Source organism: Pseudoalteromonas sp. SWXJZ94C (assembly GCF_015864385.1).
In the GTDB taxonomy this organism is placed as follows: Bacteria; Pseudomonadota; Gammaproteobacteria; order Enterobacterales; family Alteromonadaceae; genus Pseudoalteromonas.
The window spans coordinates 25,372-39,763 of the sequence record NZ_JADYXF010000018.1 but is presented as its reverse complement, the minus strand read 5'-3'; the positions used below and the strand labels follow the sequence as shown (position 1 = coordinate 39,763).

9 protein-coding genes are annotated in these 14,392 nt (G+C 36.3%); 5 read left to right on the top strand and 4 right to left on the bottom strand.

Annotation, left to right across the window (positions count from 1 at the left end):
- Window positions 1–154: 154 nt before the first annotated feature.
- Window positions 155–2,767 carry a CotH kinase family protein gene (locus tag I6F65_RS09535; protein ID WP_197112625.1) on the bottom strand — a complete coding sequence of 871 codons (2,613 nt, stop codon included), beginning with the start codon at window positions 2,765–2,767 and terminating at the stop codon, window positions 155–157.
- 370 nt (window positions 2,768–3,137) lie between these two features.
- On the opposite strand from I6F65_RS09535, the gene I6F65_RS09530 reads away from it, so the two are divergent.
- Complete coding sequence (locus I6F65_RS09530; RefSeq protein ID WP_197112623.1) at window positions 3,138–3,971, top strand: mechanosensitive ion channel family protein; 834 nt, start codon at window positions 3,138–3,140, stop codon at window positions 3,969–3,971.
- Between the two features lie 247 nt (window positions 3,972–4,218).
- Complete coding sequence (locus tag I6F65_RS09525; protein WP_197112621.1) at window positions 4,219–6,285, top strand: catalase; 2,067 nt, start codon at window positions 4,219–4,221, stop codon at window positions 6,283–6,285.
- A gap of 111 nt (window positions 6,286–6,396) precedes the next feature.
- On the opposite strand, the gene I6F65_RS09520 is transcribed toward I6F65_RS09525, so the two are convergent.
- Together I6F65_RS09520 and prs are read right to left on the bottom strand one after the other, a co-directional pair.
- Entirely contained in the window at window positions 6,397–7,992 is a 1,596-nt protein-coding gene (locus I6F65_RS09520; RefSeq protein ID WP_197112619.1) for a nicotinate phosphoribosyltransferase, read from the bottom strand.
- A gap of 10 nt (window positions 7,993–8,002) precedes the next feature.
- The gene (gene prs / locus I6F65_RS09515) at window positions 8,003–8,857 is read right to left on the bottom strand and encodes a ribose-phosphate diphosphokinase (RefSeq protein WP_024612175.1); all 855 of its coding nucleotides are present in this window, start codon (window positions 8,855–8,857) and stop codon (window positions 8,003–8,005) included.
- A 185-nt stretch (window positions 8,858–9,042) separates the two neighbouring features.
- On the opposite strand from prs, the gene I6F65_RS09510 reads away from it, so the two are divergent.
- On the top strand, window positions 9,043–9,741 hold the full coding sequence (locus I6F65_RS09510; protein WP_024612176.1) for an NUDIX domain-containing protein: 699 nt from the start codon (window positions 9,043–9,045) through the stop codon (window positions 9,739–9,741).
- Between the two features lie 89 nt (window positions 9,742–9,830).
- On the opposite strand, the gene I6F65_RS09505 is transcribed toward I6F65_RS09510, so the two are convergent.
- Complete coding sequence (locus I6F65_RS09505) at window positions 9,831–10,841, bottom strand: SMI1/KNR4 family protein (RefSeq protein ID WP_197112616.1); 1,011 nt, start codon at window positions 10,839–10,841, stop codon at window positions 9,831–9,833.
- Window positions 10,842–11,099: 258 nt separating this feature from the next.
- On the opposite strand from I6F65_RS09505, the gene I6F65_RS09500 reads away from it, so the two are divergent.
- Both I6F65_RS09500 and I6F65_RS09495 read left to right on the top strand, forming a co-directional pair.
- The gene (locus I6F65_RS09500; protein ID WP_231613143.1) at window positions 11,100–13,778 is read left to right on the top strand and encodes an ATP-binding protein; all 2,679 of its coding nucleotides are present in this window, start codon (window positions 11,100–11,102) and stop codon (window positions 13,776–13,778) included.
- Between the two features lie 46 nt (window positions 13,779–13,824).
- Window positions 13,825–14,349, top strand: a complete 525-nt coding sequence (locus tag I6F65_RS09495) for a hypothetical protein (RefSeq protein WP_197112614.1) — start codon at window positions 13,825–13,827, stop codon at window positions 14,347–14,349.
- Window positions 14,350–14,392: the final 43 nt, after the last annotated feature.

The window sequence follows — 14,392 nt, the reverse complement described above, 5'->3', positions numbered from 1 at the left end:
CAGTGAGTCGCTTTTAGTAATACCTCTTATGATCAGATGACTTATTTAAATTTTTATTGCTAAACGAACTTGAAGTTTTGAAATGGAAAAAAGCCATACAGTGTGTATGGCTCTTTGTTAACTACTTCATTGTTTAAATATATTTATAATAAACCTATGGGCGGAACGAGTTACCACAAAAGCCACTACCTGTGCCTGCCGATGGAAGCTCGCCATTAAGTTGTTGGGTCATGTTAGTTACGCGATAATCCATAAACTCGGTTAGACCATAAAAATTATTAACCGATGATGTAAGATTTTGCTCAAACTGTGAGTAGCTGTAAAAAGCACTTGGATCATTAGCAACATGCTCGCTAATTAAATCTTTTAAATCAGCAACACGTTGGCTAAATTGAGCGCTTGAAAGCGAGCCATTAATTAACGTTTGTAAGTACGCATGATACGTTGTTAAGTTACTTTCACTCGCTAATGCGCTTGCTACAAGTGGGCGCTCTGCAAGTGCACCACTGGTTGGTTCGTCTATATAAAGTTCTCGTATATCAACGCCATTACAGTCCATCGTAAATGTGCCGAATGATTCGTTAAAATCCCATGGTAACAAGCTAAACACGCCATCTCTGTCGTATATATAATAGTTGTGCGCTAACGTACCGTGATAGCTATCTAGGTTTGATAGGGCAACACTCACTGATAAATATTTTAGTAAACCGTCTACATCAGTTGCATCGGTTTCGCCGTTATTAATTTGCTCAATAAAGTTTAAAATTGCGCCGTTGTCGGTAGTGTCTTCATTGGTTTTTAAATTAATGTCAGCGTAGCTTGTAATATCGTTATCTATCCATACTAAGTCACTGCCTGTTCCGTCTGGCTTATATAAGTCGCCATTAGCGTTTTCAAAGTTGTTTTCTAAAAACGTCCCATCAATTGCTTCAACCATAAGGTAAAAACCAAAAAGCTCGCCATTTACATAAAAATTAACGTAAGAATGCTGTGGTGTGGCAATGCCCATTTCGGTTAATAGATCGTAGGCAATAGTTTCACGCATATAAGAAGGGTCGTTGTACGAGTTATGTAAGGTGAACTTTTTCAAACCAAATAGTTTTTGCCCACTAACATACTCGTTTACATCTACTTTAAAGCTGTAGCGATCGCTCGATGAGTTAGCAACACTGGTTAGGCTAGAATTGCCTTTTGTTCTTATTGCTATGCTGTCGAGCGTTACGCCGTTAAACGTAATACTGGCTTCGTGGTACTCTTCATCTAATGGATTATCTAGTATGTCATTCCAATTTTCATCGGTAATGGTTATAAATAAACTATTAACTAAAGTAGGGTTAAATGCTTTTGCTTGACTGTTTTCACTACCTTGAGTAGGCGTTAAAAATGCTTTGTCCCAACTGTTTTCTATTGTAGTAACATCACTTAATCCGTAGCTAAAGCCTGCAATAACATCACTTTCTTTCCAGCTAATGTAGTCAACAGTTTCGTCATTAAGAATTAAGCTTAACTCATCTTCTTTACCTAATTTAAAGTTAACAGTGTAGCCACTACTTTCTTCATCTGTTGCATAAATAACTAAGTATTCGCCAGGTGCTAATGTTACATCAGGTAAGCTTTGTGGCTCTATGTCGTCGCTTTCATCAATAATGCTGTAGTTTGTTAGGGCAACATTATCGGTGCTGCTGTTGTATAGCTCAAACCAGTCTGCTGAGCCGTTTATGTCACTGGCAACAACTTCACTTATAACTAAAGGACCATGTTGACCTAGTGTATTTGCGGTTAAAGGTGTTGGTGTTAATATTTTTGTAGCGTCGCTGCCATCAGGAAAGCGACCATAGCTAAACTCAATGAGTGCTTGGCCTTTATCCCACGCTAGTTGATCAACTAAATCGTCGCCGTTATAGAGGCTAACTTCATCACTAGAACCAAGCTTAAACGCAACCGTTTCTAAATCATCTGTTTCGCTTGTGGTTGCGTACACGCGATAAAACTCACCAGCCGATAATGTAATATTAGGTAAAGCCATGCGTTCACCGTCTTCATCGGCAACGGTGTAGTCGCTTAAGTTAACCGCAGACGTGCCAGTAACAAAAAACTCAATCCAGTCGTATCCATTATCGCTATCGCTGGCAACAATTTCATTTATTCTGATAGGTGCATCGTTATTAGTTATTTTATCTAAAGTGACAGATGAGTCGTCACTAAGCTCTTCATTAGCAGCGTTAGGTGTTGGGTTTAGAGTTTGCGCAGTACCTGTGCCATCGGTAAATAAACCGTAACTTGCGCCTTGCGGTGCATCGCCTTCCTCCCAATCTAATTGGTCTATTTGTGCTGCGTCTTTAAACAGAGTTACAGCATCATCGCTGCCTAGTTTAAAGGTAACGTAATAACCATCATCAGGAGGAGTATCTGCTTCATCTATGGCTTGAATAACAATAAATTCGCCAGCAGCTAAAGCAATGTCAGGTAGGTATTGCGCTTCATGCTCGGTATTGTCGTCAACAATACTATAACTAGAGAGCGTGGCTATATCTTGTAATGCATAAAGCTCAATCCAGTCATTACCGTCATCAGCGGCAGAAGCAACAATTTCATTAATAACGAGTGATACAGTAGAGGTGCTATCAGTGTTATCAGTGTTATCAGTACTTTCTGATGTATCGGTATCAGTTGTATCAGTTGTATCGGTGCTTTCGCCTGAGTCACCGCAGCCAACAAGTACGCTGGTGGCAAGTAATAAGCATATATAAATAGGGTTATATTTCATGTTTTAGCCTTTTATGCAATTTAAGGCATTAAATTAACATTCAATTGTGTAAGAAAAGTGCAAGTAAAGTGTAATGAAAGTGCAATATTAAAAAGATCATATTAAATTTTCACATGATTAATATATAAATAATTATTTAATAAATAAAGTAAGAACTTTTTTTGTTGTTTATTTACAATTAGATAACTTATTTTTGTTATTGGTAGGAAAATTTTTAGTTTAACTTTCATTATTTCTTAAATGCTTTTTCGCATATGTAAAACTACTTATTTATTCGTACATTAGTTAATTTTTTGTTAAGATGCTGCGCTTAATACGGAATAGAACAATTTAATAGCTTTATAGAACAGCTGTAATAACAGGAAAAATAATGGAAAACATAATAAATAACATTGATATAAATCAGTATCTACCTGCTGCAATTACATGGGCGACTAACATTTTGCTCGCTATTGTAATCTTGCTTATAGGCATGTGGTTGGCGAGTAAAGTAAGAAACATCATTATTGGTTTATGTCATAAGTACACGCATTTTGACGACACGCTATTTCGTTTTTTAGGTAGCATGGCACGATACATAATATTAGCGTTTGTTATTATTGCAGTATTGAATCGCTTTGGTGTACAAACAGCCTCTATTATTGCTTTATTAGGTGCTGCTGGTCTTGCTATAGGCTTGGCATTACAAGGTGCAATGTCGAACCTTGCGGCTGGCGTTATGTTGCTTATATTTAGGCCTTATAAAGTGAGTGATTTTATTGAAGCAGCAGGGCGCTTTGGTAAAGTGATGGAAGTTGATATGTTTACTACTATTTTACAAACATTCGATAATCAACAAGTTATCATTCCAAATAGCCAAATTTGGGGAGCGCAAATTATTAACCATTCACATCATCCAATTCGTGGAGTTGATATGCATTTTGGTGTTGCTTACGATGAAAATACAGATGCAGTTCGTAAAGTTATTGATGCTGTACTTGCAGCGCACCCACACATACTAAAAGATCCAGCGCCTTTTGTTGAAGTAGAAACACTTAACAACAGCTCAGTAGACTTTTTAGTAAGACCTTTTTGTAAGGGCGAGCATTACTTCGATGTTCTTTACACAGTGCCAGAGTTAATTAAAAAAGCACTTGATGAAAACAACATCGAAATACCTTTCCCACATCGTAAAGTTATTTTAGTTAACGAAAGCAAAGATTAACTAAATTTAAAACGATTTAAACCTAAGGGCACTTTTAAAGTGCCTTTTTTTGATCTTGAAAAACTTACAGAGCTCTGTAAGTTTTTCTATTTTTAATACCACTTAAAGCATCACTTTTACTCTGTATCCCGCGCTTTTATTACTCTTATTGTTTGGTCTTTATTTTGCATTTAGCTCAGTTACTTTTGCTGTTAAGCAAACTTTAAAAAACTAACCCAATCACTTAAATTGTAATGAAGGATTAGACATGGCTGAATCATTTAAATACGCAGGTAAAAAAGGAAATGGCGGCGAGCTGCGCCAAAGTGCATCAGATGGCTACCCAACAATGACCACAGCGCAAGGTTGCCCTGTGAGCGACGATCAAAACTCGTTAAAAGTAGGCGAACGCGGTCCTGGCTTAATGGAAGATCAGGTGCTGCGCGAAAAGCTTTTTCACTTTGACCATGAACGTATTCCTGAGCGAGTAGTGCATGCTCGTGGTTACGGTGCGCATGGTTACTTTGAAACTTACGATTCGTTAGAAGAATTGACCTGTGCCGATATTTTTAAACGCAAAGGTGAAAAAACACCCGTATTTGCGCGATTTTCTACTGTTGCCGGTAACAAGGGCTCTCCTGATTTAGCACGTGATGTACGTGGTTTTGCCGTTAAATTTTATACTCAAGAAGGTAATTGGGATTTAGTTGGTAACAATATACCGGTATTTTTTATTCAAGATGCGATGAAGTTTCCAGACTTAGTTCATTCAGCTAAAGCAGAACCCGATCGAGGTTTTCCGCAAGCGCAAACCGCACACGATAACTTTTGGGATTTTGTGAGCTTATCCCCTGAGTCAATGCATATGGTTATGTGGGCGATGTCTGATAGGGCTATTCCACGTTCGTTGCGATTTATGGAAGGTTTTGGTGTTCATACATTTAAGTTTATTAATGGCGAAGGTGATGAAAAATACGTTAAGTTTCATTGGAAACCTAAAGGCGGTATGCAATCAGTTGTGTGGAACGAGGCGCTTAAATTAAATGGCGCAGACCCTGATTTTCATCGCAGAGACATGTGGGAGTCTATTGGTAATGGCGACTACCCAGAGTGGGAGTTAGGGGTACAAGTATTTGATCAGCAATTTGCTGATGAGTTTGAATTTGATGTATTCGATGCCACTAAACTTATACCAGAGGAACAAGTACCCGTTAAAATAGTAGGGCGAATGGTGCTTAATCGCGTAGTCGACAACTTTTTTGCAGAAACAGAGCAAGTTGCATTTTGTACACAAAACATTGTACCAGGACTCGATTTCACCCCAGATCCATTACTACAAGGGCGTAATTTTTCATACCTTGATACTCAAACAAAACGCCTTGGTGGACCTAACTTTACGCAAATTCCGGTAAATGCGCCTAAGTGCCCAATGAGGCATTTTCAGCAAGATGGGCATATGGCGATGCAAAACCCTAAAGGACGTGTTAACTACGAGCCTAACTCATGGAGTGCAAGCGAAAATAATCCTCGCGAATGTCCAGCGCACGGATTTAAAAGCTCATCAGAGCAAATGAGTGGGGATAAGCTACGTTATCGTTCAGACACATTTAGTGATCATTACAGTCAAGCTCGTCAGTTTTACTTAAGCCAAACAGAGGTAGAGCAAGCGCATATACAATCTGCGTACGTGTTTGAGCTTTCTAAAGTCGAGCATGTACCAATACGAGAGCGTTTGGTATCGCATTTATTAAATATTGACGAAACCCTCGCAAACAAAGTTGCCAAAGGACTTGGCTTGCAAGAAATGCCAGACCCAGCTGAAGCTGCTATGCCAACACGTAAAGACTTGCCTGTATCAGATGCGTTAAGTATTTTAAAAAATGCGCCAAATACATTTAAAGGTCGCAAGTTAGGTATTTTAGTGAGTGATGGATTTGATGCAGACATTTTTGAATCGGTTGTAAATTCTATTAAAAGCGAAGGTGCTAACTTTGAAATTATTGCCCCACAAGTCGGCGGTGCTAAATGTAGTAAGGGTAAGCACTTTGAAGCCGATCGGGTTATTAATGGTGGTCCATCGGTTTTATACGATGCAGTACTTGTACTCACCACTGAAGAGGGAGCCGAAAAACTAGCTGCTATTGCAGAAGCTAAAGACTTTGTAAGTGATGCGTATGCACATATGAAATACATAGGTTTTGCAAGTGAGGCTAAGCCATTATTTAAAGCCGCAGGGCTTGATAGCAAGGTTGATGATGGCTGGATTGATTTAGCTACCGTATCAGGTGAGGCATTTGTTAAAACGTTACGTAATTTACGTTTTTGGCAGCGCTAAGTATTTATGAGAACTATTTATTCTAAATATATTTTGAAGTAAGTTAATTTTCTCTTAAACTTAAAAGCCGCTGTATTGCTACAGCGGCTTTTAGTTTAGTGCTAATAAGCTTTAAATTTGTTGATCTATTAAGCTTCTTATTTCACTTAGCGTGGTTTCTTTAATTATTTTGCCATCTTCAAAAACGACTTCTAATAGTCCTTGTGCTTCTTCTTGCTCGGTTACGTCATCAAACAAAGTTAACTCGCCGTTTACGCGTTCAACTTTTAAAAGCCCTTTAGCAGACTTTTTCTTTGAATCAGTTTTTGGGTCTTTAAATATAGCAACACGCTTACCATTTTTTACTATGCTCGTTGCTTTAACTGCTGAGCCGTGAGTATCACGTGTTACATATTGATAGCTATATGAACCCATACCTAAAACCACTTTTGATGCAAAACCCTTGTCCATAAGTCTTTGTAGAATTTGGCGTTGGCGCGTTAAAGTAATTGCATCGCCGTAAATAGCACCAATATGCTCATCAAGTAACTTATAACCTTTAGGTGTTGTTGTGCCACCAAATATGTCCCATAAGCATTCAATAAGCCCTTTAACTTCACATTCCATCAGTTCGATAGTGTTGTTGTCTTCAAACCCAAAATATTGACCGTTAAAGTAATACGCTTCATAGCCTTTATTAATAACTTCAGCTTCAGCTTCATTTTGAGTTGTAAATAATTCACTGTAATCTGATATAGGTGAAACATTATATCCGGTTAACATTTTAACAGGATCCCCTGAATCGGGGCGAATAACTAGCGTGCCATCACGTGCCATTATTTCGCTTTTTAACTGTGGTAAATAATCAGTTACTAGAGTCCAAAAATCCCAAGTATCAGAAACAACACTTAAAATACCTTTAGGTGACTGTTCTTGCATTAAATATTTAAAGAACTCAATTTCGCCTTCCAGTATCCAAGAACATGTAACCGAGTGCTCTGTTGCATCTACTGAGCAACCAACAAGTTCGTTATCTACATTTGCACCGTAATATTTTTCAGCAAATAAAACCGCAGTAATAACATCCGTACCAACAAGTCCCGATGCTAAGTGACCAAAGCCACTCATTGCTGCCGCGTGTTTACCAAACATACCTCTAAAGCTAAAGTCATGACCTTGAAATGGTACAAAATCCATATCTAAGCCAGTTTTAATTGCAAATTCTTTAAATACTTTTAAATAAGCGACAGCCGTTGTAGTGCTTGTCTGAATTGGCCAGTTTTCACAGCTTAATACCGTTTCAATCATATTAGTTAGCCATTGAAAACCCGCTTTTGTATTCACTATAGTCACTGGCGGTACTAAGTAAGGAACTAATGTCCCCTCAGGCAATGCTTTTATTTTTAATGGTAAGTAACCTAAGTCATGTAAATCTTCTAAGTATTTCACATCAACAGTATAGCCAAGCATTGAGCTCATAATACGTTTATGGTTAGCAACAGCCGTTGCTTTATCTACTTTAAAAAACTCATCCCATTCTTCTTGAAGGTAACTTTTAATAAAGTATTGAAGACCAACAAACGCGACATTATCGTTATTTTCTATGTTACTTAGTTTGCCACTACGAGAGGTATAATTTGCATATACCTCTGTTACGTCAGGGTGATAAGCGCGGCTATGAAATTCTTTATAAACGTCTTTTTGCATACTTGCAGCTGTAATAGTCATCGTGTTTTCCTTACATCTCAATTATTTGTAAACTAATGTTGTTACTATTTTTAAACTCATTAGCCGGTTTAAACGAATCTGTTGTGTAAATTTTATCAATTAGACCTTCAAAAACATCAAGCCCTTTTGAAAAAATGCCATGAGTTATAAAAAGGGAAATTTCAACAGCGCCATTACTTTTTAGTACCTTGGCAAGTTCGATAAAGGTTCTACCGCCGTCACAAATATCATCAGCAATAAGTACGCTTTTACCTTTAACATCGCCAATAATTTCTGTTTTTACTATTTCGCCTGTTTTTAAGTTTCTTACTTTTTGAGCTTGAATAACGTCAGGTACACCATTAAATTTTTCTGAAATTTTAATGGTTTTTTTACTCGCCCCAGCATCTGGAGAAATAAGAGTTAGCTCGCCTTTTGCTAAGCGTTGGCTTAGCTCTTCGCAGCGTGCAAGTAACGAAATTTGTTCAATATTGGTTACTCTATTAATTAAAGCAGGGGATACATCGCTATGCGCATCCCAAATAGTCACTTTTGAAAAGTTTAAGCTATTAATAAAGTTTGCCATAACAGCTGCGCCTAACGCTTCTCCTTCAACACATACTCGGTCTTGGCGTGCATAAGGAAAATAAGGAATAACAAGTTCGATAGGCGCACTTTCATTTGTTAATCTTTTTAAGGCATCAACAGCAATCATTAATCTAACCATTTTTGAAGAATTGGTTAGTCGTTCAAAAATCTCTATTTTTATAGAGTCTGAAAAAGTAGCAGAGTTGAACCTCACATGCTCTTCACCGCCAGAAAAAGTAAAGTGATCATAATCAACTAACGATTTATTACCTGATGAGTCATAACTAAATACTTTCATTTTTTGTCCTTTTAATGTTTGTGTCTTAGCGACACAATTAAATTACCAAATGTACTTATACTAATCAAGCTATTTTTTAAACTAAATCACTGAACTTATATATGTCTGTGATTGTACTGCGGCTTGAAATTGAAGTACGTTTAATTTATTGTGTCATTAAGACATTAACTTAACGGAAGTACGCTGTGACTGAACATTACGATATTACCGAATATAAAAATCCATTATTTACAGTTGATAGTGTACTGTTTACCGTTAAAAACGGTGCTTTAAAAGTACTCATGGTTAAGCGTGCGAGTGAACCATTTATAGGTCGATGGGGTTTGCCAGGTGGGTTTGTTGATGTAGATATTGACGATAGTGTAAGTATGACGGCGCTTAGAAAGCTTAAAGAAAAAACCAGTGTAGCGCCTCAATATTTAGAGCAGTTGCAAACATACTCTGGTATTAATCGAGATCCGAGAGGGTTTAGTGTCACTTTGGTGTACTTTGCATTAATTGCAGAGGCGCAAGTATCAACCCACATAGAAACGGTTGACGATGCAAAGTGGATAGATTTAGATGAAGTAAATAATTTGCCAGTGGCTTTTGATCATAAGTATATTATTGAGCAAGCTAAAGCGCGTTTAAAACAAAAAGCGTTGTACTCAATGGCGCCGGTTTATTGTTTGCCAGAGCATTTTACCGTAGGGCAATTTAAGTCCGTAATTGAAACCATTATAGGTAAACCTGTTCAGCGTAAAAGTATTATTAGACGCATTGAAGCTGCTGATATGTTTGAAACACTAGATGAAAAAGTTAAATCGGGCGGACGCTTAGCGCAGTTATACAAAGTAAAAGCAGGCGTTGATATTGTAAACTTTGAACGTAATTTAAGTGTTTAATAAATTAAATAAACGCTCTTAAAGTAACTGTAAGAGCGCTTTTTTACTTCAGGTAAGTGCTATTAAAGTAAGTTCTTAAGCTATTGGAGTTATTCAGAGCTATCTACAGTAATAAAGCCTTTTAGAAACTCACTTAACGTTTTAGCCTCGTAAATGGCACTTTGTTCATCCGCACCAAATGATATTACTTGGCCTGAGGTGCCTTTGGTATTTGGTGCAAAATCCAGTGCTATAAAATTACCACCTCCCAAATTAAAAAATGGTATCCAATAGGGGGTAACGTACATGGGTACGGTTTTTATATTACTTTCATTATCGGTGTCGAATAACTCTTCTTGAGTCCATTCATTATAAATAGACTGCCAGTCGCGCCATTCTTTTAAAATGCGTTGGACGCTCATAAATGCTGTATTTTCGACACCATTATGTAGTGTTAAAAACGATTTTAGTATAGCTGGGAATGCAAAGCCGGTTTCGTTTTCAAATTCAGCATAAATAGCATCGTTGTTTTTGGGCTCAATAACATTGAGGTTATTTTGTTTTACTAACGCTTTAAAATATTGTTCAATTAATTCAAAGTTATCAGATGCATTGAGCTGTATAAAAGGCGTTAAAAAGTCAGCTTTTTCTTTAGTTAACTTTTCAGCAATAAAGCTATTTGGAACTTGGCTGCAAATAAACTCCCCCATACCTTTATGAGTAAGCTCTTTTTCATTGTTAAAAAGGGAGCGACTTGAACTGCTATTACTTGTAAACGTATATACTTTAGGTGTTGAAGCGTTTTTATTAATTGAGCTGAACCACTGGTTAAATAAAGGCGTTGCTTCTATTTCCATGGTTAAAATTTCTTTGCCCTGTAAAAAAGCAATACCATACGCTTTTTCTGACGTTGTATTTGGGGTAATAATGAGTAACTTTAACGTACTCTTTGCTGTTAAATTTTGTATTTCTTTAAAAATAGCTTCTCTAAAAATACTCATACTGCCAAAGTTATCTAAATTTTCAAACACTGGCAGTGTATTTATTTTTATTAAATCAAAGTGAAAATCACCCCACTTATTTTCTTTTAAATTTTCAGTGTAAGTTATGATGTTTTTCATTTTTCCTCTTTTTATGTAATCCATTGCGCTCATTTTTAGCAGCTTATCATTTTATTATACTTTATAAGAATAAATATGTAACACACTGTTTAATTTGCAATTTATTAACAGGTGTAATAGCTTGCTAGTAATTATTTACCTTAATTTTTATCCTAGAAAAGTATAATATGTTTATTAGTAAGTACTTGTTATTTTAATTACAGGGGCGCTTACAGAGCATAATAAGTTAATACACCATTTTAATAAGGCGTTTCAATTTTGAGCAGTAAAAATGTACTTTCTTATTATCGTGATTGTTATAAAGAAGATAGCGCGGATTTAAATTTATGGAATTTAAATAAATTAAAAAAAGAAGACCGCCTTATTCTTGAGGGTCGTGATGATTTAGGTTCAGGCTTTTTACCGCGCCTTCCTATTCCCAAAGAATTTGCTGATCAAATGATGAAGCGCGTTGAGGTGTATCAACGAGAGCGAGTATTACTTTATGCTCGCTTTATATTCGTTGGTAACATAGAAGTTAAGGGCGAGATAAAGCAGGTTGTTTCGCCTATTTTATTTAATGAAGCCGTTATTGAAAAAGAACAGGACGACTATTACTTTTCTTTAAATGAACATCACCCCGATATAAATGAATCATTAACAGAACTTTTAATGCCAGAGGTTAATAAGCTTACAAATATTGATGAAACTGCTGATATTCAGTCAGCTTATTTTTGGACTTCATTATTAAAAGAAAGCCCGTTAGCAATCAATGTATTTGAGCTTTTAAACTATCCTGAACTTGCTAACAATGACGAAATAAAAAAAGCATTAAAAAGTAAACAATCCACACTTTTACCCGTCTCAATGCTGGTTTTTGTAGAGCGCTCAAGTAGTAGTCGTGGTGTGCTTCATGAGTTAGAAGAAATCATAGAATCGAATAAACTACCGCCTCCCATTAGCGGTTTAATTGGGGCTGTGCAGCCCACAATCGAAAATAAAAAATTAAAGTATGATTACTTACCGGGTTTACTGTCGGGTCCTCAAAAGAAAGTAATTTCGATTGCAGCAAATATCAATTTAGGATGTGTTTCTGGACCGCCAGGGACAGGAAAAAGTTACACCATTGCAGCTATTGCAGCAGAGCATATGGCGCGAGGAGAGACAGTGCTTATTGTTGCAAACAACAACCCCGCACTTGATGTAATAGCCGATAAGCTTGATGAAAACTTTGGTTTAAGTGATGTATCTATACGTGCTGGGCAAAAAGAATTTTTAAAAAAATTAAAAGACTATATTGCCGATTTATTAGCAGGGTACTTAGCGGATGAGCAAGATAACCCCGCGCTTATTGAGTCTGAACTAAACGAATTAAACACCTTATTAAACGAGCTAGAGCAACGTTTTAGTCAGTTTTGCCACCGAGCAATAATTAGAGGGAAAAGACTCAAAAATCTTGAAGAAAAAAATATTAAATGGCTTACACATTTATACATTAAATTTGCTCGTCGTGGTATTGGGCAATTAGCAAAGCAGTGGTCTTCGTTAGAGCAAATAAATACCCAACAACTTAAAAGAGAAAAACTGGCGAGTAGTTATTTAAACGCGTTAAAAAATAAAAATCTTAACACTCTGGTTAATACCCAGCGTAAATCGCTCAACGCATTTAACCAAGCTATTCGTAGTCGCACATCTAAAAGGCAATTTGAGCTTTTTGATAATATAGAATATGAGTCTTTATTATCGGCTTTTCCGGTGTGGTTGGTTAGTTTAAATACGCTGTATAGAGTATTACCGTTAAAAGCTGAAATGTTCGACTTAGTAATTATTGATGAAGCTACGCAATGTAATATCAGTAGTTGCTTACCCGCACTTTATCGCGCAAAAAGAGCGATGATTGTGGGCGACACTAAACAGTTAAGGCATTATTCTTTTTTGGCAAAAAGTAAAGAATCTCAACTGATGTCTAAAAATAATGTGAGCCTTAGCGATGGCGGCATTATGAGCTATCGTGACAACTCTATTTTAGATTTAGCCTTAAATGCATTGAATAATAATAAACAGCTCGCATTTTTAGATGAGCATTTTAGAAGTAAGCCAGAGCTAATTCATTTTAGTAATGAGCATTTTTATCAATCAAAACTAAAAATAATGCAGCACAGACCCTGCACAAGTACGGGGAATTTACTTGTACAACGTGTTGATGGAATTAGAGATAGTGCGGGCATTAACCATCTTGAAGCAAGCAGTGTTATAAATGCGATTAAGTTACAAATTAGTGATGATAAAAGCACTGGAATAAACCATAGCATTGGCGTTGTATCGCCTTTTAGAAACCAAGCTGATTATATTGCCAAAGAAATAGAAGCTCACTTTAGTGACGCTGAAATAATAAAACACAAAATTAGAGCCGCTACTCCATTTGGTTTTCAAGGTGAAGAACGAGATATTATGCTTATCTCTTTTGCGGTTGATAATAATGCAAAAAGAGCAGCAGCTTATATAAATAAAGCGGATGTGTTTAATGTGTGCATTACACGGGCAAGACAAAAACAATACGTATTTTTATCAATAGATGAAACGCAGTTGCCAGAGCATTATTTATTAAGGAGCTATTTAAGTTCAATAACGCAGTTTAAAGCAACTCATAATATTACATCGGAAATTGATGAGTTTCAGCAACGTGTTATTGATGAACTAACACAGTTAAAAATAGAAACGTGGGCTGGTTATACAATAGCTGGAACGGATGTTGATATTTTGTGCCGTCATAATGGTCAATATCTCGCAATTAATTTAATTGGTTTTCCTGGACCATGGGCTGACTTTTTTGAACTCGATACCTATAAATTATTTAGCCGCGCTAATATAGAAATACTGCCAATTAGTTATGGATTATGGGTTGTTGATAAAAGTACATGTGTACAGCATATTGTTAGTAAGCTTAGTGTTACATAATTAAAGTTTACTGTTAAACACACTCAATAATATAAAAGGAATTAAAGTGTTTCTATCATTATTAAAGCCTGAGTATGGCTATTACGGATTTTTATTTATGGCCTTATTAACGTTGTACAGGTCAATAGAAGGATATTTATTTTCTAGAAAAGAAAAAATTAGAGATAAAAGTATTTCTGATAACGCGAAAAAAATGAACATATCATTAGAGGAGTCAATACAGCAAAATAACACTAAATACCGTAGGGAATTAGCCCAACGAGGTGATTTAAAAGCATTACTAATATCAATATACGAAACAAGCTCATACCTTTCAGTTCTATTTTTATTGATATTTCCTTTTGTTTTAGCTGTTTATATCCCCGTAGTTACATTTTTTGCAGATAGCTATTTTTATCAATTCTTCATCTATTTTGTTATTTGGGCGGCTTATTTTCTTTTACTTGCTTTATATTCAAAGCTAAATAACGATGGGAGCCTTCTTAGTACAGGCTTTATGGCATTCGCGGGCTCTTTTTTAGCTAGTTCATTAGCTGTCACCGTTAGATGGTTAATTGGTGTGTTGTGGTAATTAAAGCGTATTTTAGAGTGGGTTATATTCAATAAAAAGGCTC